The 24,675-nt window shown below is 69.2% G+C and carries 25 protein-coding genes; 14 read left to right on the plus strand and 11 right to left on the minus strand.

Features of this window, described 5'->3' with window-relative positions; genetic code table 11:
• The first annotated feature begins 77 nt into the window (after positions 1-77).
• On the plus strand, positions 78-767 hold the full coding sequence (locus RSP_RS00745) for a sirohydrochlorin chelatase (protein WP_011336840.1): 690 nt from the start codon (positions 78-80) through the stop codon (positions 765-767).
• 35 nt (positions 768-802) lie between these two features.
• Here RSP_RS00745 and RSP_RS00750 read toward each other — a convergent pair whose 3' ends face one another.
• From RSP_RS00750 to RSP_RS00775, 6 genes are all read right to left on the minus strand, one after another.
• Positions 803-3,370 carry a hybrid sensor histidine kinase/response regulator gene (locus RSP_RS00750; RefSeq protein ID WP_011336841.1) on the minus strand — a complete coding sequence of 856 codons (2,568 nt, stop codon included), beginning with the start codon at positions 3,368-3,370 and terminating at the stop codon, positions 803-805.
• Between the two features lie 67 nt (positions 3,371-3,437).
• The gene (locus RSP_RS00755) at positions 3,438-4,832 is read right to left on the minus strand and encodes a glutamine synthetase family protein (protein ID WP_002722307.1); all 1,395 of its coding nucleotides are present in this window, start codon (positions 4,830-4,832) and stop codon (positions 3,438-3,440) included.
• Between the two features lie 8 nt (positions 4,833-4,840).
• Positions 4,841-6,214, minus strand: a complete 1,374-nt coding sequence (locus RSP_RS00760; protein ID WP_011336843.1) for an aspartate aminotransferase family protein — start codon at positions 6,212-6,214, stop codon at positions 4,841-4,843.
• Positions 6,211-7,293, minus strand: a complete 1,083-nt coding sequence (locus tag RSP_RS00765; RefSeq protein ID WP_011336844.1) for a 5-(carboxyamino)imidazole ribonucleotide synthase — start codon at positions 7,291-7,293, stop codon at positions 6,211-6,213. Before RSP_RS00765 ends, RSP_RS00760 begins: the two co-directional genes overlap by 4 nt.
• Positions 7,286-7,771 carry a 5-(carboxyamino)imidazole ribonucleotide mutase gene (gene purE, locus RSP_RS00770; RefSeq protein ID WP_002722311.1) on the minus strand — a complete coding sequence of 162 codons (486 nt, stop codon included), beginning with the start codon at positions 7,769-7,771 and terminating at the stop codon, positions 7,286-7,288. The genes RSP_RS00765 and purE overlap by 8 nt, the downstream gene beginning before the upstream one ends.
• A gap of 235 nt (positions 7,772-8,006) precedes the next feature.
• Positions 8,007-8,225, minus strand: coding sequence for a YdcH family protein (locus RSP_RS00775; protein WP_011336845.1), 219 nt, complete (start codon positions 8,223-8,225; stop codon positions 8,007-8,009).
• Between the two features lie 327 nt (positions 8,226-8,552).
• Here RSP_RS00775 and RSP_RS00780 point away from each other — a divergent pair, with 327 nt between their 5' ends.
• From RSP_RS00780 to RSP_RS00790, 3 genes are all read left to right on the plus strand, one after another.
• Positions 8,553-9,020 (plus strand): Hsp20 family protein, encoded by a 468-nt coding sequence (locus RSP_RS00780; protein ID WP_011336846.1) that lies wholly within the window; start codon positions 8,553-8,555, stop codon positions 9,018-9,020.
• The gene (locus RSP_RS00785) at positions 9,017-9,241 is read left to right on the plus strand and encodes a DUF1150 family protein (RefSeq protein ID WP_002722317.1); all 225 of its coding nucleotides are present in this window, start codon (positions 9,017-9,019) and stop codon (positions 9,239-9,241) included. The genes RSP_RS00780 and RSP_RS00785 overlap by 4 nt, the downstream gene beginning before the upstream one ends.
• A 274-nt stretch (positions 9,242-9,515) precedes the next feature.
• A complete protein-coding gene (locus RSP_RS00790; RefSeq protein ID WP_011336847.1) occupies positions 9,516-9,992 on the plus strand; it encodes a cytochrome b562 in 477 nt (158 codons plus the stop codon).
• Between the two features lie 89 nt (positions 9,993-10,081).
• Here the strand turns inward: RSP_RS00790 and RSP_RS00795 are convergent, their stop codons facing one another.
• The gene (locus tag RSP_RS00795; protein WP_002722319.1) at positions 10,082-11,788 is read right to left on the minus strand and encodes a bifunctional sulfate adenylyltransferase/adenylylsulfate kinase; all 1,707 of its coding nucleotides are present in this window, start codon (positions 11,786-11,788) and stop codon (positions 10,082-10,084) included.
• A gap of 191 nt (positions 11,789-11,979) precedes the next feature.
• Positions 11,980-12,933 carry a thioredoxin-disulfide reductase gene (gene trxB, locus RSP_RS00800; protein ID WP_002722320.1) on the minus strand — a complete coding sequence of 318 codons (954 nt, stop codon included), beginning with the start codon at positions 12,931-12,933 and terminating at the stop codon, positions 11,980-11,982.
• A 207-nt stretch (positions 12,934-13,140) separates the two neighbouring features.
• Here trxB and RSP_RS00805 point away from each other — a divergent pair, with 207 nt between their 5' ends.
• Positions 13,141-13,641 (plus strand): Lrp/AsnC family transcriptional regulator, encoded by a 501-nt coding sequence (locus RSP_RS00805; protein ID WP_002722321.1) that lies wholly within the window; start codon positions 13,141-13,143, stop codon positions 13,639-13,641.
• Positions 13,642-13,763: 122 nt separating this feature from the next.
• Here RSP_RS00805 and pgeF read toward each other — a convergent pair whose 3' ends face one another.
• From pgeF to lgt, 3 genes are read right to left on the minus strand one after another with little or no spacing between them, the layout of a single operon-like run.
• The gene (gene pgeF / locus RSP_RS00810; RefSeq protein ID WP_011336849.1) at positions 13,764-14,516 is read right to left on the minus strand and encodes a peptidoglycan editing factor PgeF; all 753 of its coding nucleotides are present in this window, start codon (positions 14,514-14,516) and stop codon (positions 13,764-13,766) included.
• A complete protein-coding gene (locus RSP_RS00815) occupies positions 14,513-15,574 on the minus strand; it encodes a class I SAM-dependent methyltransferase (RefSeq protein ID WP_017140038.1) in 1,062 nt (353 codons plus the stop codon). Before RSP_RS00815 ends, pgeF begins: the two co-directional genes overlap by 4 nt.
• Entirely contained in the window at positions 15,571-16,449 is an 879-nt protein-coding gene (gene lgt, locus RSP_RS00820) for a prolipoprotein diacylglyceryl transferase (RefSeq protein ID WP_002722324.1), read from the minus strand. Before lgt ends, RSP_RS00815 begins: the two co-directional genes overlap by 4 nt.
• 104 nt (positions 16,450-16,553) lie before the next feature.
• On the opposite strand from lgt, the gene RSP_RS00825 reads away from it, so the two are divergent.
• The 9 genes from RSP_RS00825 (at position 16,554) to RSP_RS00865 (ending at position 24,646) form a co-directional block, all read left to right on the plus strand.
• Entirely contained in the window at positions 16,554-16,802 is a 249-nt protein-coding gene (locus tag RSP_RS00825; protein WP_002722325.1) for an accessory factor UbiK family protein, read from the plus strand.
• A gap of 410 nt (positions 16,803-17,212) precedes the next feature.
• Positions 17,213-17,491, plus strand: coding sequence for an STAS domain-containing protein (locus RSP_RS00830; protein WP_017140039.1), 279 nt, complete (start codon positions 17,213-17,215; stop codon positions 17,489-17,491).
• Entirely contained in the window at positions 17,488-17,853 is a 366-nt protein-coding gene (locus RSP_RS00835; RefSeq protein WP_002722329.1) for a response regulator, read from the plus strand. The genes RSP_RS00830 and RSP_RS00835 overlap by 4 nt, the downstream gene beginning before the upstream one ends.
• On the plus strand, positions 17,850-19,814 hold the full coding sequence (locus RSP_RS00840; RefSeq protein WP_011336852.1) for a chemotaxis protein CheA: 1,965 nt from the start codon (positions 17,850-17,852) through the stop codon (positions 19,812-19,814). Before RSP_RS00835 ends, RSP_RS00840 begins: the two co-directional genes overlap by 4 nt.
• Positions 19,811-20,302, plus strand: coding sequence for a chemotaxis protein CheW (locus tag RSP_RS00845; protein WP_002722333.1), 492 nt, complete (start codon positions 19,811-19,813; stop codon positions 20,300-20,302). Before RSP_RS00840 ends, RSP_RS00845 begins: the two co-directional genes overlap by 4 nt.
• Before the next feature lie 123 nt (positions 20,303-20,425).
• Positions 20,426-20,962 (plus strand): chemotaxis protein CheW, encoded by a 537-nt coding sequence (locus RSP_RS00850; protein WP_011336853.1) that lies wholly within the window; start codon positions 20,426-20,428, stop codon positions 20,960-20,962.
• Positions 20,959-21,795 (plus strand): protein-glutamate O-methyltransferase, encoded by an 837-nt coding sequence (locus RSP_RS00855; RefSeq protein ID WP_011336854.1) that lies wholly within the window; start codon positions 20,959-20,961, stop codon positions 21,793-21,795. Before RSP_RS00850 ends, RSP_RS00855 begins: the two co-directional genes overlap by 4 nt.
• Positions 21,796-21,797: 2 nt before the next feature.
• On the plus strand, positions 21,798-22,907 hold the full coding sequence (locus RSP_RS00860; RefSeq protein ID WP_011336855.1) for a protein-glutamate methylesterase/protein-glutamine glutaminase: 1,110 nt from the start codon (positions 21,798-21,800) through the stop codon (positions 22,905-22,907).
• Positions 22,904-24,646: a transducer, TlpC gene (locus tag RSP_RS00865; RefSeq protein WP_011336856.1), complete on the plus strand. Its 1,743-nt coding sequence runs from the start codon at positions 22,904-22,906 to the stop codon at positions 24,644-24,646. Before RSP_RS00860 ends, RSP_RS00865 begins: the two co-directional genes overlap by 4 nt.
• The last annotated feature ends 29 nt before the right edge of the window (positions 24,647-24,675 follow it).

Below are 24,675 nucleotides of genomic sequence, written 5' to 3' on the forward strand. Positions count from 1 at the left end.
TGCGGCCGAAGCCCGAAGGCCGCTTGCGGGCCGAGAGAAAATCAGCGCCAATCGGGCGATGCCGAAGGGAGGGACGGATGGACGAGACCGCGCTGATCGTGGCCCATGGGCAGCCGTCGGACCCGTTGCCGGCGGCGGCGGAGATCGAGGCGCTGGCCGCGGCCGTGGGCGCGCACCTGCCGGGCTGGCGGCTCCGGGCGGCGACTTTGGCCGAGCCCGGCGCGCTGGCGCGCGAGGTAGCTGCGGCAGGGCGACCGGGGATCGTCTATCCGCTCTTCATGGCGGGCGGCTGGTTCACGCGCACGAACCTGCCGCGCCAGCTTTCGGCGGCGGGCGGCACGGGCTGGCGCATCGCCGAACCCTTCGGCACGGATCCCGCGGTCTCGGATCTCACCGTGGAGATTGCCTGCGAGGCGCTGTCCCACAGGCCCGCCCCCGCCATCCTGCTGGCGGCGCATGGGTCGTTCCGCAGCCCGGCGCCGTCCGAGGTGGCGCGGGCGATGGCCGCGCGCCTGTCCGAGGAGACGGGCCTGCCCTGCGAGGCGGCCTTCATCGATCAGGAGCCGCAGATCGCGGCCCGTGCGCGGCTCATGCCCGAGGCGTTGTGCCTGCCCTTCTTCGCGGCCCGCGGCGGGCATGTGGTGGAGGACCTGCCTGCGGCGCTGGCAGAGGCGGCGTTCCGGGGAACGGTTCTGGAGCCGGTGGGCCTCGATCCGCGGGTCCCGGCGCTGATCGCCCGCGCCATCTCGTCTCCGGGCCGCGCGTAGCCCGCCATTCGCGCTTCGCGAGCGGCGGTGCCGGGCTACAGCGCCCCCGAACTCCGCACAGGGGCTGCCGTGTCGAGGGGGCGATCCGGCGCGGCCTCCTCGAGCGCCGTGCGCATCCTGTCCCAGAGGGCGGGGAGGGCCGCAAGATGCGGCCCCGCTTCCGCTCCGGTCCGCAGCGCCTCCTGCGCCTGCCGGAGCCTGCGGTGCAGCGGCCCGGTGCCGAAGGTCGAGATCGCGCCGGCCAGCTGGTGCACGAGGGGACGGGCCTCCTCGGGCGGCGGCTCGAAGCCGAGCGCCGCCAGCCGCTCGAGGATCGCGGTGCCGTCGAGGATCATCTGCCGGATCAGCCCGTGGAGTGCCACCGGGCCGATCTGGTCTTCCAGTTCGCGCAGCCGGGCCGTGTCGAGCGCCTCCTCGACCGGCGGAGAGGCAGGCTCGGCCGGATGGCGCAGCATCCGCAGGAGCGCATCCCGGCTCACCGGCTTTTCGAGCCATCCGTCGATGCCCGCGGCCCTGAGCGCGCCGGGATCGGCCGTCAGCGAGTGGGCGGTGACGGCGAGGATGCGCGAGGCGGCGCTCGGCCCGCCGCCATCGCGGATCCGGCGCGCCACCTGCAGCCCGTCGAGGCCCGGCATGCTGATGTCGGTCAGGATCACGTCGAAATGCCGTGACTGGGCTGCCGTCAGCCCCTCGAGCCCGCTGCGCGCCGTCAAGACCCGGTGGCCCGCGCTCTCGAGGAAGTTCTGGGCGATGAAGCGGTTGATGTCATTGTCCTCGACCAAGAGCACCGAGAGCGCCTCGTCGGACCCGCGGGAGGCGGCGAGCTCCTCGCGCGGGCGGCGGAGCGGCAGGCGCAGGGTGAAGCGGCTGCCGCGGCCCGGCGTGCTCTGGACGGTGAGATCGCCGCCCATGATCCGCGCCAGCCGCCGCGCGATCCCGAGGCCCAGTCCCGTGCCGCCCGACCGGCGCTCGTAGCTGGCGTCGAGCGTCACGAAATCGTCGAAGACCTTCTCCAGGTTCTCGGGGGCGATGCCGATGCCGGTGTCGAGCACGCGGATCTCGACATCCGCGCCCTGCACCTCGCTTTCGACGATGATCCGCCCGTTCCGGGTGAATTTCACCGCGTTGTTCAGCAGGTTCAGCAGGACCTGCCGCAGCCGCTGGGGTTCGCCGTTCAGGATCCCCACCGGCCCGGTCAGCGGACGATGGTCGATCCGGTTGCCGACGACGGCGGCAAAGCCCGACTGGTTCGCGATACAGTCCTCGATCAGCCGGTCGAGATCGAAATCGACCATCTCTGCCACCGAGGGTCGGGCCTCGGAGCGGGCGATGTCGAGAACCGAATTCACATGGTCGAGCAGGATCTCGGCCGAGGCGCGCAGCACCGAGACGAGCTCGCGCTGGCGCGGGTCGAGCGGCGTCTGGGCGAGCAGTTCGAGCGACCCCGCAAGCCCGTTCAGCGGCGTCCGCATCTCGTGGCTCATCACGGCGAGGAAGTCGGCCTTCGTCTGCTCGCCCGCGAGCGCGCGGTCGCGCGCCTCGGTCAGCTCGCGCTCGGCGCGCCTGCGGGCCGAGATGTCGCGCATCAGGGCCACGATGATGTCCTCGCCTTCGACACGCGCGGCCGCGAGCGAGACCTCGACCGGAAAGCGTGAGCCGTCGGCATGGACCGCCTCGAGTTCGAGCCGCAGGGGGCCGTCGATCCGGGGGTCGGAATTGCGCAGCGCATCCACCACGCGCATGCGCTGGCGGCCCTGCAGCTCGGCCGGGAACAGCAGCTCCATCGCATCGGCGCCGGCCAGCCGCTCGCGCTGGTGCCCGAAGATGGCGAGCGCCGCGCGATTGCAGTCGATCACCCGGGCGCTCCAGTCGGTCACGAGGATCGCATCCGCCGAAATGCGGAAGATCGCCTCGAGCCGGGCGCTGGCGCGGCCCGCCGCCTCGGCCTGTTCGCGCGAGCGCAGATAAAGCCGCAAAAGCTGGAACGATCCGGCCGACAGCATCAGCACGAGGCCGATGGTCAAGGCCACGAGGCGCATGATCGAACTGCCGATGATCGCGCGATTCTCGAGGTTGCGGCTCTCGCGGTCTGCGCTGGCCGTGGCCGAAAGCTCCGCCACCGCCTGCTCGAGGTGCGGCAGGGCGCGGGTCAGGCCGGGCATTGCGGCTGTCACCGTGGCGTCCGGTGCCGCGATCAGATCCGCACGATCCCGCTCGAACTGGCGGAGCCGCGCAATGCCTTCGCCATAGGCCGGGTCCCACAGCACCCCGGCCTCGGCCATGGCGGTGTCGAGCTGCGCCAGACCCTCCTGCAACTGCCGGAGGGACGTCCGGACCGCCGCGGGGCTCGGGCTGCTGCCTGTGACGCCGAGGGCGCTTGCGAACTGCGAGAGGTTGCCGTCGAGATCGGACAGCCGGGTCTGCACCCCGTCCGTGACGATATAGTCGAGCTGCTGGAACCGCTCGCGGGCATCGTTGGCGAGGCCGATGATGGCGGTGGCGCCCGCGAGCATGACGAGGACGGCCGCTGGCAGGCGGAGTCTCTGCCAGAGCCGGGGGGCGGCAACCGTCCGCCTGAGGTCGGTGTCACGTCGCGCGGACATGAGCCTACCCTAGATCAGGCTCCGGCACCGATCCAGCGTCGCCCGGCCGCAGACGTTCGAAACGGCGTCAGACCGTGTGGAGGTACAGATCGTAGTCGACGTCCGGGATCGTCCGCGCCACGCGGGCATATTCCGCGGCCTTGATGGCGGTGAAGGTGCGGTGCATGTCCGGCCCCAGCGCCTCGCGCAGGAAGGCCGAATGTTCCGCCGCCGCGATGGCGCTGCGCCAGCAGGTCGGGATCGGCTGCGTGTCGCCCGGATCCTCGTAGCCGTTGCCGGTGGTCTCGGGGCCGGGGTCGATCTGCTGCTCGAGCCCGCGGCGGATGCCGGCCAGCACGGTGGCGGCCACGAGATAGGGGTTGGCGTCGACCCCGGCCGGGCGATGCTCGATCCGCCGGGCGCGGATGTCGCCCGCCGGGATGCGCAGCGCGACCGAGCGGTTGTTCACCCCCCAGCTGGGCGAGACCGGAGCGTAGCTCTGGCTCGCGAAGCGCCGCCAGGAGTTCGCATGCGGCGCGAAGACCAGCATCGATTCCCCCATCGTCTCGCGCAGGCCGCCGAGCGCGTGCAGGATCGGGCGCGACCACTGGCCCTCGGTCTCCTCGACGAAGATGTTGCGCCCCTCGGCATCGCAGAGCGAGACATGCAGATGCATCCCCGAACCGGCGTAGCTTTCCACGGGCTTGGCCATGAAACAGGCGGTGACGCCATGGCGGCGCGCCTGCGCCCGCACGATCCGCTTGAGCCGCATCAGGTCGTCCGCCGCCTGCAGCACATCGGTGCGGTAATGGAGCGTGAGCTCGTACTGGCCCGGCGCATATTCCGAGATCATGGTCTCGGCCTTGATCCCCGCCGTCTCGGCCCCCGCATAGATGTCGGAGAAGAGCGGCATCATCCCGTGCAGGTGATCGACGGAATAGACCTCGGTCTTGGCGCTGCGCCGGCCGTCCAGCACGTCGGCTGCCGGCTGCACGCGCCCGTCGGGGCCGCGCTCGTTGGCCAGAAGGAAGAATTCGAGCTCGAAGGCCGCCGACGGGTGAAGGCCCAGCTCCGCCAGCGCCTCCACCTGCCGTGCGAGCGCATGGCGCGGGTCCGAGCTCATCGGCCGGCCGTCGAGGTCGTACATGCACATGAAGACCTCGCCCCGCGGCGGCGTGGTGCCATGAAGGGGCACCAGCGTGCCGGGGATCGGCCAGGCCCGCAGGTCGCCGTCGCCCTGATCCCAGATCAGGCCGGTCTCGTGGACATCCTCGCCGCAGATGTCGAGCCCGAGGATCGAGATCGGCAGGTGCCGCCCGCCCTTGTAGAAGGACAAAAGTTCGTGGCGCCGGATGATCTTGCCTCGGCCGATGCCGTTGGCATCGTGCAGGACGATGTCGAAGGCCTCGATCTCGGGATGGGCGGCGAGGAAGGTTTCGGCCTCGCTGAGGGTCGAACCGGAGGGGCTGGGCTGGTCGGTCATCGTTGCGGTCACGCGAAAAGGTCTGTCAGGATGGCGTCGAAGGCGGCGATCAGGCGGTCGATCTGGCGGGTCCGGGTCATGGGGCTCACCAGCATCATGTTGTGGAAGGGCGCGATCAGCGAGCCGCGGTTCAGAAGGCCCAGATGCACCGCCCCCTCAAGGCGCGGCTGATGGGCGGCCGCGGCCTCTGTCCCGTTGCGGAGCGGCCCGGGCGCGCAGATGAACTCGACGCGCGCACCCACGCGGACGACATGCCACGGCGCACCCACACGGGCGATGGCCGCGGCCAGACCCTTGGCCAGCCGCTTTGCGCCGCGCTCCATATGGGCATAGGCCTCGGGCGTCATCACCTCGGACAGGGTGGCGCAGAGGCAGGCGAACTGCATCGGATTGGCCGAGAGAGTCGTGCCCATGCCGCTGTGGCCCGCGGGGCGCGTCGCATTGTAGGCCGCGAAGCGCGCGCCGAGATCGGGCGTCAGGCCCCAGACGGCGGTGGGCGTGCCGCCCGCCACGCATTTGCCCACCACGAGAATGTCGGGCGACAGGCTGTGCACCCGTCCGTAGCCGCCGAGGCCCGAGGAAAGCGTATGGGTCTCGTCGAGGATCAGCACCGCCCCGTAGCGGCGCGAGAGGGTGCGCAGCGCATCGTGGAAGCCCGCCTCGGGCAGCACCATGCAGGAGTTGGTCATCACCGGCTCGGTGAGGATCGCGGCGATCTCGCCAGTGGCCAGCGCCGCCTCGACGCCCGCGACATCGTTGAACTCGACCGCGACCGCCTTCGAGGCGAGATCGGCGACCATGCCCACGAGGCCCGGCCGCGCCCGCGTGCGGCCGTTCTCGAGCATGACCATCGTGTCGTCGACCGTCCCGTGGTAGCAGCCGTTGAACACCAGCACCTTGCGCCGCCCGGTGACGGCCCGCGCCACGCGCAGCGCGAAGCGGTTGGCGTCGGTCGCGGTCAGCGCCACCTGCCAGCGGAAGTCGCCGAAGGTCCGATTGAGAAGCTGCCCCGCCTCGAAGGTGGCCTCGGTCGGCAGCATGTAGGTCAGCCCCTGCCGCGCCTGCCGCCGGATCGCCCGCGCCACCGGGGCCGGCGAGTGGCCGAACATCGAGCCCGTGTCGCCCAGGCAGAAATCGTCGAGCCGGTGCCCGTCGAGGTCGGTCAGGCGTGCGCCCTGCGCTTCGGCCGCGACCAGCGGGAAGGGCGAGGGCCAGTCCTTCATCCAGTGCATCGGCACGCCGCCCAGATAGGATTGCGCGCCGCGCTGAAGCGCCTCCTTCGACCGTGGGTTCTCGCGCTCGAAGCGGGCCGTCTCGTCGGCGAGGAAGGCCGCGAGCCGGTCCTCCGCCACCCCCGCCGTTCGCGGCGGATCTGCGCTCATGCGCCGGTCACCGGGCGGAGGATGCGGTTCACATGGCCCATCTTGCGCCCCGGGCGCGCTTCGGCCTTGCCATAGAGATGGATCGCCGTGTGCTTCTCGAGCGCGAGCGCCGGCACCCGGGCCACATCATGGCCGATCAGATTCTCCATCTCGACATCGGCGAAGCGCGAGCCGTCGCCGAGCGGCCAGCCGGTGATCGCACGGATATGCTGCTCGAACTGGTCCACCGCGCAGCCGTTCTGCGTCCAGTGCCCGGAATTGTGGACCCGCGGCGCGATCTCGTTCACCAGCAGCGCCTCGGGCGTCACGAAGAGCTCGACCCCCATCACGCCCACATAGTCGAGAGCATTGAGGATCCGCCCGGCCAGCAGCACCGCGTCGGTGCGCTGCGAGGCGGTGAGGCGGGCGGGCACCGTGGTCGTGTGCAGGATGCCCGAGAGATGCACGTTCTCGCCGGGCTCATAGACCGCGACCGATCCGTCGCGGCCGCGCGCCGCGATGACCGAGACCTCGTGGGTGAAGCGGACGAAGCCCTCGAGCACGGCAGGCTGGCCGCCCATGGCCGCGAAGGCCTCGGCCGCGTCGTCGGGCTCCATGAGGCGGGCCTGCCCCTTGCCGTCATAGCCGAGGCGCGTGGTCTTGAGGATGGCGGGCGTGCCGATGCCGTGGATCGCGGCCTCGAGATCCTCTCGGCTGCCGACGGGGCGGTAGGGGGCCACGGCGAGGCCGAGCCCGGTCAGGAAGCCCTTCTCCTCGAGCCGGTCCTGGCTGACCGCGAGGGCGCGGCGGTTCGGGTGGAGGGGTTTCAGCGCCTCCAGCAGGTCGAGGGCCGAGGTCGGGATGTTCTCGAATTCGTAGGTGATGACATCGACCGAGGTCGCGAAGGCCCGCAGTGCGGCCTCGTCCTCGTAGGGCGCGGTCGTGACCGCATGGGCCACGTCGGCGGCGGGCGGGTTGGCGCTCGGCTCGAAGATATGGGTGCGGAAGCCCAGCCGCGCCGCCGCGACCGAAAGCATCCGGCCGAGCTGGCCGCCGCCGAGGATGCCGATGGTCGAGCCGGGGGGCAGGCGGTCAGTCATCGGAGGGCTCCTCGGGGATGGAGGCGGAGAGGGCTGCGCGCCAGGCGTCGAGCCGCTGGCCGAGCGCCGGATCGGAGAGGGCGAGGATGCCCGCGGCCATCAGGCCCGCGTTCGCCGCGCCGGCGCTGCCGATCGCCATGGTGGCGACCGGAAAACCCTTGGGCATCTGGACGATGGAATAGAGGCTGTCGACGCCCGAGAGCGCGCGGGTCTGGACGGGCACGCCGATGACGGGCACCCGCGTTTTCGAGGCCATCATGCCGGGAAGGTGCGCCGCACCGCCCGCGCCCGCGATGATGACCTTGAGCCCGCGCCCGACGGCGGTCTTGCCGTAGTTCCAGAGCCGGTCGGGCGTGCGGTGCGCCGAGACGATCCTCGCCTCGTGAGAGATGCCGAGCTCGTCGAGGATCGCCGCGGCCTCCTTCATCGTGGCCCAGTCCGACTGGCTGCCCATGATGATCCCAACGTCCACAGTCATGCGCCGCGCCCCTGTCCTGCCCTGAGCGGCGCACTATAGCCATGGCCGGGCAGGGGGCAAGCGGTCGGCGGAGGGGCAGGCCGCTTGCTGCGGGACTGCGTCCTGCAGGCCATGCGCCGATCCGGCGGCGCGGATCCACTCGGCAGGGCCGGGCACAGCAGCGACTGTCCCTGCGGCAGGGGCCCGTCATTCACGATGCGCGAGTGGCAGGGGGCGTTCCGGCCGCGCGCGGGTGTCAGGCGATGATGTCGGGGATGAGCCGGTCCTCGATCTTCACGATCTGGTCCTTGAGGGCCAGTTTCTGCTTCTTGAGCCGCCGCAGCATGAGCTGATCGCCACGGCCGCCCGCCTCGATGGCGGCAATCGCCTCGTCGAGATCGCGGTGCTCGCGCCGCAGGACTTCCAGCCGGATGCGCAGCATGTCTTCGAAGCTCAATTCGGGGGACGCATTCATGTGTCTTGACCTGTCGGGAAAGTCGCCCGTTGCGTTTGGATGAGTCGCCGTCAGACGAATATACAGAACGCACGCGTTTGCGGGAAGAATCCTGCAGGAGGCCGATATGTCGCGTTCGAAGGGGCGCGCCTGTGGCGGTCGCGCCTCAAGAGGGGCGGCTTCCCTCTCCATGAGCGGGAAAGGCGGAGGCAGACGGCCCGTGTCGTCCCGGCATGCCGCCCGACCCCTGCGTGCCGAGGCGGCGCGCCGCGCCCGCGCTCTTGCAAGGGTGGGGCCCGCCGCCCATATTCGACAGGTGGAATGCCCGCCCGGGGTTCCGCCAGAGAAATGTCGCTTCTGCAAGGACATGACGGAATGACCAAACTGACTTTCGGGGGCCATCCCTTCCTGCTCGGGTTCGAACAGCTCGAGCGGCTGGTCGAGCGGACGGCCAAGACGGCCAGCGAGGGCTACCCGCCCTTCAATATCGAGGCCGTGGCGGAGAACGCCTATCGCATCACGCTCGCCGTCGCCGGCTTCCGCGAGGACGATATCGCCATCACCGTCGAGGACCGTCAGCTCGTGGTGCGCGGGCGGCAGGCCGAGGATCCGGCCGAGCGCGTGTTCCTGCATCGCGGCATCGCCTCCCGTGCCTTCCAGCGCAGCTTCGTGCTGGCGGATGGCGTCGAGGTGGCGGGGGCGACCATGGAGCATGGTCTTCTGCATATCGACCTGCACCGGCAGGTGCCGCAAGCGGTGGTGCAGACGATCCCGATCGGGCGCAACCGTGCGATAAAGGAAGGAGTCGAGCAATGAACACCCCATTCGATTTTCCCGAGGGTGCGGGGCGGCTGGTCTATGTCCGTCCGGTGCCGGTGGCCGAACTTCCCGAGGATGTGCAGTCGATGGCGCGCGGGCTCGACCATATCTACGCCCTGCATGGAGCGGACGGTGAGCGCCTTGCGCTGGTGCGCGACCGGCATCTGGCCTTCGTGCTCGCCCGTCAAAACGACCTTGCGCCGGTGAACGTGCACTGACGCCTCCGGGGAGAGGCCCTCGGCCGCTTCGACAGACGGCCGAGGATTTTCCAGCTGCCTCCCGGACGACGGCGCCTTGAGGCCACAGCGCGCCCGCATGTCCTCGGTGCCCTGGCCGCCAGAGCGCGGCGACCGCGCCGGTCCCACCGGACGCCCTTCCGCGACATCTGGGCCTCTTCCCATGTGGCCGGTCTGTGTCAGCCTGACGACTCGGAGGAGCGGGAGCCGGGTGCCCCCGTTCTCCCGGTGCCAGGAAAGGTCAGGTGGTGAGGCGATGACGCAAGAACCGGGATACACCAGGCTCCAGATCACCCTGCATTGGGCGATCGCGGGGCTCGTCCTCTTCAATTACATCTTCGGCGAGACCATGGAGCGGGCCTACGACGCCGTGCGCCAGAATGTGGAGCCCGCGGGCGTGGGCCACTATCTCCATGTGGTCGTGGGGCTCGCCGTGCTCGTGCTGACGCTGGTCAGGATCGGCGCGCGGTTCGTGCTCGGGGTCCCTGAGAAGGGCACCACGCCCGGCGACAAGGTGGCCGCGGGGCTGCAGGGCCTGCTCTATCTGCTCACGCTGCTCGTGCCGGCGCTGGGCATGACGGCCTGGGGCGGCGGGCAGGCCTGGGCTGCGGGCCCGCATGTGCTGGCGGCGAATGCGATCATGCTGCTCGCCCTCGTCCATGCCGTTTCGGCGCTCTTCCATCAGTATGTGCTGAAGGACAGGCTGCTTCTCAGGATGATGCGTCCGCGCTGACTTGGGAGCAGGGCGCGGACAGCCCCTTGCGGGCTCCGTCCGGGAAGCGAAAGGGGCGCCCGCGGGCGCCCCTTTTTCTGTCTAGAGCGTCAGGCCCGGATCAGGCCCATCTGCTCGAGCTTCAGGATCACCTGATGGGCGCAATGGTCGACGCTCACATTGGCCGTGTCCACCACCAGCTCGGCCTTGGCCGGCACCTCGTAGGGGTCGGAGATCCCGGTGAACTCCTTGATCTTGCCTTCCCGCGCGAGCTTGTAGAGCCCCTTGCGGTCCCGCCGCTCGCATTCCTCGATCGGCGTGGCCACATGCACCTCGATGAAGGCGCCGAAGGCCTCGATCATCTCGCGCACGGCGCGCCGCGTCGCGGTATAGGGCGCGATCGGCGCGCAGATCGCGATGCCGCCGTTCTTGGTGATCTCGGAGGCCACATAGCCGATCCGCTTGATGTTGATGTCGCGGTGCTCCTTCGAGAAGCCGAGCTCCGAGGAGAGATGCTTGCGCACCACGTCGCCGTCGAGGAGAGTCACCGGGCGGCCGCCCATCTCCATCAGCTTGACCATGAGGGCGTTCGCGATGGTGGACTTGCCCGAGCCGGAGAGCCCCGTGAAGAAGACGGTGAAGCCCTGCTTCGAGCGGGCGGGCGAGGTGCGGCGCAGCTCGCTCACCACGTCGGGGAAGGAGAACCATTCCGGGATCTCGAGCCCCTCGCGCAGGCGGCGGCGCAGCTCGGTGCCCGAGATGTCGAGGACGGTGGAGCCTTCCGGCACCTCGTCCACGGGGAAATACTGGGCCTTCTCCTGCACATAGACCATCTGTTTGAAATCGACCATCTCGACGCCGATCTCGTCTGCATGGGCCTTGAACAGCTCCTGCGCATCATAGGGGCCGTAGAAGTCCTTGCCCTCGGAGTTCTTGCCCGGGCCGGCATGGTCGCGGCCCACGATCATGTGGGTGCAGCCGTGGTTGCGCCGGATCAGCCCGTGCCAGACCGCCTCGCGCGGGCCGCCCATGCGCATGGCGAGGTTCAGGAGCGACAGGGTCGTGGTGGAGGAGGGATACTGGTCGAGCACCGCCTCGTAGCAGCGCACGCGGGTGAAATGGTCGATGTCGCCGGGCTTCGTCATGCCCACGACCGGATGGATCAGCAGGTTCGCCTGCGCTTCGCGGGCGGCGCGGAAGGTCAGTTCCTGATGCGCGCGGTGCAGCGGATTGCGGGTCTGGAAGGCCACCACGCGGGTCCAGCCCATCTTGCGGAAGAAGGCGCGCAGCTCGTTGGGCGTGTCGCGGCGCATCTTGAAATCGTAGTGCACCGGCGGCTGGATGCCGGTGATCGGGCCGCCGAGATAGACCTTCCCGGCCGTGTGGTGCAGGTAGTTCACCGCCGGATGGGCGAGATCGTTCGCGCCGAACACCTTCTCGGCCTCGCGGTCCTTGTTCGGCACCCATTTGTCGGTGACCGACAGGATCGCGAGGATCACGCCCTCGGCGTCGCGCAGCGCGATGTCCTGACCGGGCTCGACGCCCTCGGCAAACTTCTCGCTCACGTCCAGCGTCACCGGCATCGGCCAGAGCCGTCCGTCGGCGAGGCGCATGTTCTCGACCACGCCATCGTAATCGGCCTCGGTCAGGAAGCCCTTGAGCGGATGGAAGCCGCCGTTCATCAGCAGTTCGAGGTCGCAGATCTGGCGCTGCGTCAGGTCCCAGGAGGGCAGGCTGCCCGCATCGGCCTTCAATTTCTGGGCCGAGTCGTAGGAGACGTAGAGTTCAGGGACAGGAGCGTGGTTCGGAAGGGACATTGAGAGAACTGCCTTTGCGGATACAATCGACGGGCGATCCCGGTCCCGCGGGGGCATATCCCGCGGTCCGCAACGGTTCAAGCGCGGACCATGCAACGGTCGCGGAATAAGGCCGAAATGCCACCATGCCTTCCGGCGGGCAAACGCCCGTCCGAGACGCGCCGCCGGAAGGCGGAGGATGTGCCGCAGGATTACGCGCCGGCGAGGAAACGTTCCGCGTCGAGCGCCGCCATGCAGCCCATCCCGGCCGAGGTCACGGCCTGCCGGTAGACATGGTCCGTCAGGTCGCCTGCCGCGAAGACGCCCGGGATCGAGGTGCGGGTGGTTCCCGGCTCGACCTTGACATAGCCGCCGTGGTGCAGCTCGAGCTGATCCTTCACGAGCTCGCTCGCCGGGGCATGGCCGATGGCCACGAAGAAGCCCTCGCAGGGCACCTCGGTCGTCTCGCCCGTCAGCACATTCCGCGCGACGATCCCCGTGACGCCGAGCGGCGCCTCGGTGCCCGCGACCTCCTCGATCGTGTGGTTCCAGAGCACCTCGATCTTGGGATGCTTGAACAGCCGGTCCTGCAGGATCTTCTCGGCCCGCAGGCTGTCGCGGCGGTGGACCAGCGTCACCTTGCTCGCGAAGTTGGTCAGGAACAGCGCCTCCTCGACGGCGGTGTTGCCGCCGCCCGCCACCACGACCTCCTTGCCGCGGTAGAAGAAGCCGTCGCAGGTCGCGCAGGCCGAGACGCCGAAGCCCTTGAACCTTTCTTCCGACGGCAGGCCCAGCCAGCGTGCCTGGGCGCCGGTGGCGAGGATCACCGCATCGGCGGTGTAGGTCATGCCGCTGTCGGCCTGGGCGGTGAAGGGCCGCTGCGAGAGATCGAGCGACGAGATATAGTCCGAGACGATCTCGGCCCCCATGGCGCGGGCATGGTCCTCCATCCGCACCATGAGTTCGGGCCCCTGCACCTCGCGGTCGCCCGGCCAGTTCTCGACCTCGGTGGTGATGGTGAGCTGACCGCCCGGCTGCAGGCCCTGAATGAGGAGCGGGTTCAGCATGGCGCGCGCGGAATAGACGGCCGCCGTATAGCCGGCCGGTCCCGAGCCGATGATCAGAACCCTCGTGTGCCGCGTCTCGGCCATGGCCTTGCCCCTCATGGTCTTTTCCCGGCGCCTCATATAGGACCTGCCGCAGCGGGCCGGAAGCCCCCCATTCCGCCGCAGCTCCCTGCCTCCTCCCCCAATGCCCGATTGCGTGCGTCGACGGTTTTCCGCAATGGAGGCACTCTTTCCGACGCCTCCGCGAAACATTATTGCGCCGCCTGCCGGGACCTTCTAGAATCTCCCCGCAGCAAGGAGAGCTTCATGGCCGGATCGAAACTGGACCCCATCGACCGTCACATCCTGGCGGAACTCCAGAGCGACGGCCGGATGACCAATGTCGAGCTGGCCAAGCGCGTGGGCATCTCGGCGCCGCCCTGCCTGCGCCGGGTGCGCACGCTCGAGGAGGCGGGCTACATCCGCGGCTATCATGCCGACATCGACCCGCGCGAGCTCGGCTTCGAGGTGCAGGTCTTTGCCATGGTGCGGCTGCACAGCCAGGCAGAAGCGGATCTCTCGGCCTTCGAATCGCGCTGCCGTGCCTGGCCTCTGGTGCGCGAGTGCCACATGCTGAACGGCGAGATCGACTTCATCCTGAAATGCGTGGCGCCCGACCTGCCGAGCTTCCAGAGCTTCCTCACCCAGGAACTCACCGCGGCCGAGAATGTGGCCTCGGTCAAGACGAGCCTCGTGATCCGCTGCGCCAAGGACGAGCCGGGCGTGCCCTTCGAGGTGCTCGAGGCCCGGCTCCAGCGCAGCGCCTGACGCCCCCCGCCTGTTCCTCCGCGCCAGCCCTCCTCCCCCGCTTTCACTCTGCCCAAATATCCCGGGGGTGCGGGGGCAGCGCCCCCGCTCCGGAGGGCGGCCCTCCGCGCAGGTCCCGGGCCTCAGAGCCGGATGGCCGAGATGAGCCGCCCGTAATCGGCCTCTCCCGCATGGGTGGTGCGGCGGTAGGAAAAGAACCGCTCCGGATCGCGGTAGGTGCAGTGCCGCGTCCATTCCGCCTGCCCCACGCCCGCCGCCCGCAGCCGGGCAAGCCCGAAGGCCGGCAGGTCGAAGAGCGCCCGGTCGCCCGAGCCTTGCGCGAAGAACCGCGCCGCCTCCGGGTCCTCGTCGAGGAATTCCTCGACGAACTCCGGTCCGACCTCATAGGCGGCCTGACTGATCGTCGGGCCGATCACCGCGACGACCCGGGCGCGATCCGCGCCGAGATCCTCCATCGCCGCAAGGGTCGCCTCGAGCACACCCGCCTTGGTGCCGCGCCAGCCCGCGTGGGCCGCGGCGACCACACCCGCCTCGGCGTCGGCCATCAGCACCGGCTGGCAGTCGGCGGTCAGGACGGCGATGGCGAGCCCCGGCACTGCCGTCACCAGCGCATCCGCGCGCGGCCGCTCCGCGAGCGGCTCCGTCACGGTCAGCACGTCCGGTGAATGCACCTGATTGACCGTGACCAGCCGGTCCGCCGCCACGCCCATCGCCTCCGCCACCCGGGCCCGGTTGATCGTCACCACCTCCGCCAGATCGCTGGAGCCGGGGCCGCAGTTGAGGCCCGCGAAGACCCCCGAGGAGGCGCCCCCCTTGCGGGTGAAGAACCCGTGGCGGAAGGGGGCCAGAGCATCGGCCGTGATCAGTTCCATCATGCGTCAAATCCTGCGGGCGCGGGTCCCTGCGGCGAAAACACCGCCAGCGCCTTGAAGAGCGTTCCCATTTCGGTGGCGTCGGTCAAGCGGCGAGATGCGGCCTCGTGGCTGGCGAGGGCCTCTCCGGTCAGCGATCGGGCCAGCCGCGCGGCCCGCTGCGCAAGGCCGAGGCGCAGGAGAAGCGCGCCCTGCGGGACGAGGGCCGTGCCGCAGGGCGCCGCCGCCTGCGCCAGGGCCTCGAAATCCACATGGGCGGTCAGGTCCGCCTCTCCGGGCGCCGCCAGCGGATCGTCGAACCGGTGCGCCCGCAGCGCCTGCAGCGTGTCGCCATGCGAGCGCCAGCCGCCATAATCCACGGCGAGCGCAAGGCCGCCCGCCGCCGCAATGCGCCGCGCGATCTCGGCCATGATCGGACCGGCAGCCGGGCAGAGCTCGACGACATCGCCCGGCGCCGTATCCTCGAGCCGGTACGCCAGCGCGGCGAGCGACGTCTCCGGGCCCAGACCCCAGGTGAGGCGACCCTCGGTGAGCCCCACCATCCGCTCGCGCCAGCCCTCCGGTCCGCGCACGAACTGCCGGATCGGCAGCGCGTCGAAGAATTCGTTGGCCACGAGGAAGAGCGGCCCCTCCGGCAGGTCCGCGGCGCGGTCGAGCCACGCCGCGGGATGCCCGCCCAGCGTCTCGCGCTGAAGCGCACGCAGCCGCGGCGAGGCCTCCACCAGATGCACCCGCGCCGCCTCATGAAAACCCGGCACTCCGCGCGTCGCGCGCAGCAGGTCTGCCATCAGCGTGCCGCGTCCCGGCCCGAGCTCGGCCAGGGTGACGGGCGAAGGCTGGCCCTGATCGAGCCAGGCCTGCGCGAGGCAGAGGCCCAGAAGCTCGCCGAACATCTGGCTGATCTCGGGCGCGGTGGTGAAGTCGCCCGCCGCCCCGAACGGCTCGCGGGTGGAATAGTAGCCGTGCTCGGGATGAAGCAGGCATTCCGCCATGTAGTCGGCCACCGTGACGGGGCCGGTGGCGCCGATCCGCCGTGCGATGAGGACCGCCAGCGCCGTCACGCGGTCCGCCGGCTGCGCAGAATGAGATAGAGCCCGAGCAGGATCATCGGCAGCGACAGGATCTGCCCCATGGTCAGCCCGTAGCCCGAGATCTGCCACGCGAGGCCCAGCGGGTTGCCGGCGCTCACGAACTGCGCATCGGGCTGGCGCACGAACTCGACAAGGAAGCGCGTGGCGCCGTAGCCCGCAAGGAACATGCCGGACACGGACCCCGGCCAGTGCAGCCAGCCGCGCCGCCAGACGAGAAGGCTCAGGACCGTGAACAGCAGAATTCCCTCTAGCCCGGCCTCGTAGATCTGCGAGGGATGGCGGGCGCAGATCCCCTCGATCCCGGGGCAGCTCTGCGCCGCCTCGCCGGGAAAGGCCACGCCCCAGGGCAGGGTCGTGGGCCGGCCCCAGAGCTCGGCATTGATGAAGTTCGCGATCCGCCCGAGGAAGAGGCCCGGCGGCGTGGCGGCGGCCAGAAGGTCCGCCACCGGCAGGATGGAGATGCGTTCCTTCAGGCAGAAGGCCACGAGCGCCGTCATCACTCCGAGGAAGCCTCCGTGGAAGGACATGCCGCCCTCCCAGACCTTCAGGATGTCGAGCGGGTGGGCGAGATAATGGGCCGGCTGGTAGAAGAGCACGAAGCCCAGCCGTCCGCCGAGGATCACGCCGAGGATCACCCAGGTCAGCAGCCGCTCCAGCTGGTCCTCGGTCATCGGAGGACCGAAGCTCCAGAGCCGCTCCGCACGGATCATGCGCAGCACCAGCCGCCAGCCGATCAGGAGGCCCGCGATATAGGCCAGCGCATACCAGCGCAGCGCGAAGGTCACCCCGAACAGCTCGATCGAGAAGAGTTCGGGCGAGATGTCGGGGAAGGGAATGTAGGACATGGGGTTTCCTTTCGGCCCGGTTTTTCCGGCGCGGCTGCGGCGAAGTCAACCTTGCGCGCAAGGTGGCGCACGACCATATAGGGCCGATCGCTGGAGGGAACCGCATGCAGACCCGCAACAAATTCTTCGACGACATGTCGCAGCTCATGACCAATGCCATGGGCGTGGCGCAGGGCGCCCGGACCGAGGCCGAGACGGCGATGAAGGGCCTTCTCGATCGCTGGATGGCGGATCGCGACTTCGTGACCCGCGAAGAGTTCGATGCCGTCCGCGCCATGGCGCAGAAGGCCCGCGAGGAGAACGAGGCCCTGTCGGCCCGCCTCGCCGCGCTCGAGGCCAAGTCCAAGGGCTGAGGCCCTTTCGGGCGTGGGCCTTCGGGCCCGCCCGCCGATCCCCACGCGCGCCCCACGGGGCAGGACGGCAGACGGCCGCCGTCCGTTGTCGAGGCCCGCTTCTGCCAGTCCCCTGACCGTTCCCTGAAGGCGGAGCGGCGACTGGGCGCAGGGCCCTTCCTTCCTTCCAATCCCGCCATCGCGGCGCAGGCCGAAGCCGCCCGCTCGAAGGCCTCCCGCCCCTGATCCGGGCCGTCTCTGGCCAGCCGGCGGGCCACCTTTCGGATGGATTCTCTGACGAAAGGCCGAGGAGCTTTTCTCAAGACAGGCCGGCTTCGCCATAAATCCGGGGCGTCTCGCGCCGTTCTTTTCGCTAGCGTCCGACCTCAGAGACGCAGGCATGTCCTGCGGCGGTAGGACGAGTGCGAGGGATGATGCAGATGACCCCACTGACCCTGTCCGGGACCCTGCGGCTGCAGGACGCGCCCGGACTGATCGAGCGACTCGCGGCGGCGCTGGCCGCAGGCGACGTCGAGATCGACGCCTCGGGCGTCCTTGCCGTGGATGCGGCCGCGGTGCAGGTGCTCGTCTCGGCCGCCCGCACGGCCGGCGCCACGGGGCGGCGGCTCGTGCTGGCGCAGGACCATCCGGCCCTGACCGATGCTTTCGCGGGCCTTGTCCTCGATCCGGTCCCGGAGGGTCTGGCATGAGCAGGACGGTTCTCGCCGTGGACGATTCTCCGTCCGTCCGCTGCATGGTGGCCATGACGCTGCGCGAGGCGGGATATCGGGTCATCGAGGCCACGGACGGGCGCGAGGGGTTGGAGAAGGCCCTGAGCGAGCCGGTCGATGCCATCATCACCGACCAGAACATGCCGAACCTCGATGGGTTGGGCTTCATCCGCGCCTTTCGAGAGCATCCCGAGAGCAAGGGCAAACCCATTATCTTTTTGTCCACGGATTCCGCCGACACTCTCAAGCAGCAGGCCCGCGAGGCAGGGGCGATGGGTTGGATGGTCAAGCCGTTCACCCAGCCGCAACTGCTCGCCGTCATCAAGAAGGTGCTCGGATGATGGACGACGACATGATGGCTGTCTTCCGGCAGGAAGCGACGGATCTCATTGAAAGCCTTGAACGGGGCCTTCTGGATCTCAGCGACTCGCCGGAAGATCGTGACCTGATCAACGCGGTGTTCCGCGATCTCCACACGATCAAGGGCTCGGGCGCCATGTTCGGCTTCGCCGACATGGCCGCCTTCGTCCATGCGTTCGAATCGGCCTTCGACCTGCTCCGGTCCGGCAAGGCCGTCGTGACGCCCGAAATCATTCGCCTGGCGCTCTCGGCGCGCGACGAGATCATCGGCTTCCTCGCCGACGAGCCCGACCCTGACGGGCGCCGCCCGGCGATCCTCAGCGCGCTCGAGGCTGCCGTGGGCGGCTCGGGCGTGGCAACGGCGCCTGCGGTCGCGGCAGCGGCGGCGCCGCCTGCCGACCGGCTCTGGTTCCGGCTGACCGGAAACGCCCTCGCCCTCGGGGCGCGGCCCGATCTCCTGCTGGCGGAACTGCGCGAGCTGGGGGCGACCGACATCCGCGCGGACCTCTCGGCGGTGCCTCCGCTCGATGCGCTCGACCCCGAGGTCTGCATGATCGGCTGGTCGATGAGCTTCCCGAACCGCGTGACGCGCGAGGCGATCGACAACGTCTTCCTGTTCAACGAAGTGGAACTGCGGCTCGAGGCCGCGCCGGCGACGGCCCCCGCCGCCGCTCCGGTCCCCGCCGCTCCGGTCTCTGCCGCCGCCGCGCCGCCGCCTCCGGCCGCGCCGCGGAAGGCCGCCGACGAGGCGACGGGCGCCGACAAAGCAGGCGCGACCATGAGGGTTGCAGCCGAGCGTCTCGATCACCTGATGGATCGGGTGGGCGAGCTCGTGATTGCCGACGCGCGTCTCCTCCAGCTCGCCCAGCAGAGCCGGGACCCGGCGCTGATGGCGGCTGCCGAGGAAATCAGCCGCCTCGCGGCCGGTCTGCGCGACACGACCATGCGGATCCGCATGGTGCCGGTGCGCTCGATGGTCGGTCGCTTCCGGCGTCTGATCCATGGCCTCTCCGAAATGGTGGGCAAGCCCGTAAGCTTCGTTGTCCTGGGCGAGGAAACCGAGCTGGACAAGACCGTGATCGAGCAACTTGCCGATCCGATCGTGCACATGCTGCGCAATTCGGTCGATCACGGGCTGGAAGCGCCGGCCGACCGAGCGGCTGCGGGCAAGCCTGCCGAGGGCCGCATCACGCTCGAGGCCGAGCAGTCCGGTGCCGAAGTGGTCATCCGCATCAGCGATGACGGCCGCGGGCTCAACCGTGATCGCATCCGGGCCAAGGCTGTCGCCAACGGCATCATCGGCCCCGACGCGATCCTGACCGAGAGCGCGATGAACGCGCTCATCCTCGAGCCGGGTTTCTCCACCGCCGAGGCGATCACCGAGATCTCGGGCCGGGGCGTCGGGATGGACGTGGTGAAGAAGACGATCGAGGGCCTGCGCGGCTCGATCGAGGTGCAGTCTGTCGAGGGACGAGGTACGACCTTCACGCTGCGCCTGCCGCTGACGCTCGCCATCATCGAAGGCCTGCTGGTCGAAGTGGCGGGAGAGCGCTTCTCGATCCCGCTCGCCGCAGTCCAGGAGATCGTCGAACTGCCTCCCGACCGGAGGGAAGAGGATGGGAGTGCGGACTTCCTCGATGTGCGCGACCGGCTGGTTCCGCTCGTCCGGCTGCGCCGTATCTTCTCAAGTCCCGGCACGCCGGACGAATTCCAGACGGTGGTGATCGTGCGGGCGGGCGAGACGCGCGCAGGGGCGGTGGTCGACCGGATCATCGGCACCAACCAGATCGTCATCAAGCAGATGTCCCGGCTCCATAGCGGGATCCGGGCCTTCTCCGGGGCGACCATCCTTGGCGATGGCACCGTGGCCCTCATTCTCGACGTGCCGCATCTCGCGGGTGTCGGGCAGGGCGTTGAAGACCGTCGAGGAGCCGCGGCATGAGCAATATCATTGATCTCAAATCGGCGGCCATGATGACGGTCGTCACCATGCGCCTCGGCCGGCAGATGCTGGCCATCCCGGCCTCGGCCCTGCGGGAAATCCTCGATCCCCTGCCGGTGACGCGGGTTCCCACGGCCGACCGATCGGTGTGGGGCGTCATCAATGTGCGCGGCGCGGTTGTCCCGGTCGCCGAGCTGCGCTTCGCCTTCGGCATCGCCGAGGAGTCGCGGACCGAAGCGAGCAAGATGCTTGTCGTCGAGGTCGATCTGGCAGGCGAGCCGCTCGTTGTTGCCGTTGCGGCCGATGCGGTCCTCGAGGTGAGCGAGCTCGACCGCGCCGCGATGGAGCCTCTTCCGCCAAAGGGAAGCAGCTGGCCGCAGTCCTTCGTTCAGGGCGTCTTCCGCACCAGGAAGGGTCTTCTCCTGCTGCCGCACCTCTCGAACATCTTCGCCGCTCAGGCATCTGCGGCCGGTGTGGCCGTCGCCTGATGTGGATCGGACGACGGGACCCCTGGTCATGACGGCGCCGGATATTCCCGCGCGTCCCGACCGCCGCCGCCTTTCGAGCCGCCCTGTGCGGCGCTCCTTTGACTATTGATCCGGAGAACAGAGATGATCTCGATGACGGCATCCTCCTCCACGATGCAGGCCGAGCCGGTCGGTCCCGCCGAAGCCCCTCCGGTTGTCACTTTCATGGCGGGCGAGGCGCTTTATGCCCTCCCGGTCGAACGGGTGCAGGAGATCCTCGATCTGCAGCCTGTCGCCCCGCTGCCGAACGCGCCTGCCCATCTGCTGGGCCTGTGCGATGTGCGGGGAGCGGGCGTACCGGTCGTCGACCTGCGCAGTCTCCTCGGACTGCCGCCGACCGAAGATACCGGCCACAGCCGCATCCTCGTGACCTGGGTCGCATCGGCAGGCGCTCGCCATGTCGTCGGCCTCAAGACCGAGCGGGTGATTGAGGTCACCGCTCTGGACGAGGGCCGGATGCAGCAGATGAGCAGCGCGGACATGCTGAACTGGACCGATACCGCCGTCATGGGCATTGGAAAACGCAACGGGACATTCGTCACTCTGCTCGACATCGACCGTCTGATGGACCCGTCCCGCCTCGGCCTCCAGGCAGATCTGCGGCAGGGCGAGCTGCAATGAGTCAGGCCTTGCGTCCAGCCCACGATCAGCGCTTCTCGGACCTGATCCGAAGCCGGACGGGAATTCAGCTTCCCGTCCATCGGCGCCAGATGATCGAATCGCGCCTGCGCCCCCGCATTGCAGCCGTAGGGGCGACGGGCTTCGAAGGCTATCTGGAGCAGCTCTTCGATCACGGCCTTCTGGACGATGAGCTGCCGCTGGTCATCGATCTGCTGACGACGAACAAGACCGATTTCTATCGTGAGTCCGCTCATTTCGACGTTCTCGTGGACAAGATCGTGCCCGAGACGATCCGGCATGCGACGCCCCACGCGCCACGCCTGAAGATCTGGAGTGCCGCAAGCTCCGAAGGAGCGGAAGCCTACACCGCCGCCATTGTTCTCTCCGAAGCACAGCGGGCGGGGCACCGCTTCTCCTATGCCATCCTCGGAACGGATATCTCGCATCGGATGCTCGAAAGGGCACGCCGCGCCATCTACACCGCCGAGCAGCTCTCTCCCGTTCCCGCCGAGTTGCGCGCACGCTACACGATGGCAGGCCGCGCTCCGTCTCATGCCGGAACCGCGCGCATCGTCCCGGAACTCAGGGACAGGGTGCAGTTCATGCATCTGAACCTCATGGACAGCACCTATCCGGTTGATCGTGATGTGGACGTCATCTTTCTGCGCAACGTGCTCATCTACTTCGGTCCCGAGGATCAGGCCGCGGTCATTGCGCGCATGGCGGGCCATCTGCGGCCCGGCGGCTACCTGATGGTCGGTCATTCCGAGTCCATGGTGGTGAGCCACCCGCAGATGAAGCAGCACTCTCCCTCAGTCTTTCGGAAAACCTGACCATGACCACACACGCGGCAGCCCCCTCTACCCGCGTCCTCATCGTCGACGATTCCGCGGCCGCGCGCGCCATGTTCAAGGTGATCGTCGAGAGTGATCCGGCGCTCCAGGTCATGGCCGCCGTCCCCGACGCCTTTGCAGCTGCGCGCGCCATGCGAACGGAACTGCCTGACGTGATCCTGCTCGATCTTGAGCTTCCAGGCATGGACGGCCTGACCTTCCTGCGCAAGATCATGCAGCAGCATCCGATCCCGGTGGTCGTCTGCTCGAGCCATGTCGGAGCCGGCACCGAGGCGATGGTCTCGGCCCTGGAACTGGGGGCGCGCGAGGTCATTTCCAAGCCCGCCGCCCGCAACGACCTCGAACGGCAGGAAGCCTCGATCCGGATCTGCGACGCGATCCGCGCCGCAACCGAGACGACGCGCCGCCGTAGCCAGCCCGAGCCGCGTCCCCTGGCGCCTGGGCCCAAACTCACCGCCGACGAGATCCTGCCCGCGCGTCCGCCGCGCCCGGTGCCAGAAACGATGCCCGTCGTCTGCATCGGCGCCTCGACCGGCGGCACCGAAGCCCTGCGGGACGTTCTCACGGCACTGCCCGCCTCCGCGCCGCCGATCGTGATCGTCCAGCACATGCCGCGCGGCTTCACGGCCGCCTTCGCGCGCCGGCTCGACTCGCTCTGCGCCATCGAGGTACTGGAGGCGGAGGATGAGATGCAGGTCATGCCCGGCCGCGCCATCATCGCGCAGGGCGACCGCCACCTGCTGCTTCGGCGCCGCAATCAGGGCTACCGCGTGTCGGTGCTGGATGGCGCCTACGTCTGCCGCCACCGACCCTCTGTCGATGTGCTCTTCCGCTCGGCGGCGCAGGAAGCGGGCGGGAACGCGCTCGGTGTCATCATGACGGGCATGGGTGACGACGGAGCGCGCTGCATGGCCGAGATGCGTGCGGCCGGCGCGGAAACCATTGCCCAGAACGAAGAAAGCTGCGTCGTCTACGGAATGCCGCGCGAGGCGGTGGCCCATGGCGGGGTCGGGAAGGTAGAGCCTCTGGACAGGCTCGCGGCCCGGATCATGGAATTCGGCCGGCGCCACACGGAAAGGACCGTCCGATGAAACTGGAGCCCGATCTGCCGGAAGCCATCCGTATGGCCCAGCCCGCTCATCCGCTCGATTTCGTGCTGCTCAGCACGGAGCAGACGTTTCTCCGGGCGGGCGAGACCCTGGCGCAGGCGGTCCGCCACCTGAACGATCTGCGGGTGGATTTCGGCCGTCTCGACGCCGCCCTGGGGCCGGGGCAGGCCCGACGCTTCCTCAGCCTCACGGCTGAAACTGGCACTCAGGCATCCTGCCTTGCGGGCGAGTTCGTGCAGTTCGAAGAGGCCTCGCGCGCGCTCAGGACAGCGGTCGGAGCCATGCGCGCCGAAGTGACGGATCTGATGGCCACCATCCGCGCGATCTCGATCGTGAAGCTGCAGGCGCGCATCATCGGCAACATGCTTACCGGAAGCCGTCAACGGGTGGAGGCCTTCACCGGCGGGCTCACGCGGATGGCGGCCGAGGCGGCCGATCTCGTGGCCGAGGTCGATGAAGCGATGAACGAGATCGCGGCCGAGACCGCGGCGATGGACGATGAGGCCGCGCATCTGTCGCAGACGCTGCGCGAGCTCGTGCTGCCGAACCTCACGGCGATCGGCGCGGCCGCCGCAGAGGTCAGCTTGGATCGGCAGCGCATGGCCGAGGGTCACGAGGCGCTGGCGCGGCGGATGGAGGCGATCTTCGGCGCCGTTTCGCATCTCATCCTCGCCCTTCAGGCCGGAGACAGCGCCCGCCAGAGGTTCGAACATGTCCGCCACCTGACCTCCGACGCGCTGGCTGCTGCGGCGGGCGAGACGGGTCTCGAGGCGGTGCTCCTCGATCTCGGTGTGGCCCAGACAGCAGCCACCGTCCGCGGACTGACGGTCCATCTCGGCGCTGCGCAAGACACGTTCCTGGAGGTGCAGGGCAGCGCCTCTGCGGCGATCGGACTCGCCTCGGGGCTCTATCTCGGCGACGCATCGCGTGGGTCCGGCGCTATCCAGACGATGATGGGTCGCGCGCAGACGGTCGAGACCGGGCTGACCCGTTGCGGCGCACATCTGCACCGGTTGGCCGGACATGCCGCGCGCGTTGCAGCCCATCTGGAGAAGATCCGGCACCATGAGGGGCGGATGCGCCGCATCGAGGATCAGGTGCGTCTGTTCGGTCTGAACGCGGTCATCGTCTGCGCCAAGCTCGGCCAAGAGGGCCGCGCGCTGCAGGAAATCTCCCGCCAACTCCGCGACCTCACGCAGATTTCGGCCGAAGTCTTCACCCGGCTGCACGGCCGGCTGGAGCGAACGCAGGAGCGGGCGGCGGCCATTGGCAGTGAAGCCGTGGCCGGGCTCGAGCGGGAGATGGGCCGGGTGGCGGACGGCGCACAGGCCGTCCGGGCGCTCCTCGAGGAGGCCGAGGCGGCGCATGCGGCGGCAGGGAATGCCTTCGGCAAGGCGGGTCGGATCCTGACCTCCAGCCTCGAGACCGCCGCGGGCCTGATGGGCAACTACCGGCGCAATCTGGTAAGCCTTCAGGCCTTTGAGGAGCAGCTCGTGCGCAGGCGCGCGGTTGTGAGCGGCCCGCTCGATCTGACGCCAGCCGCCGAGGGCCTGCTCGCGGCCGTGCGCAAGAGCTACACCGTCCCCGAGGAACGCGAGATCCACGATGCGATCGTGCGGGCGGCCCTGCCGTCTCACACCGAAGAGGAAGCGGCTCCCCCTCGGATCGAGGCCGGACCGGGCGCCGGTTCCGAGGAGGATCTGGCAGACATCTTCTTCTAGCCCTTGCCCCCTGCTTCTCCGCACTAGCT

It is taken from the genome of Cereibacter sphaeroides 2.4.1, assembly GCF_000012905.2.
In the GTDB taxonomy this organism is placed as follows: domain Bacteria; phylum Pseudomonadota; class Alphaproteobacteria; order Rhodobacterales; family Rhodobacteraceae; genus Cereibacter_A; species Cereibacter_A sphaeroides.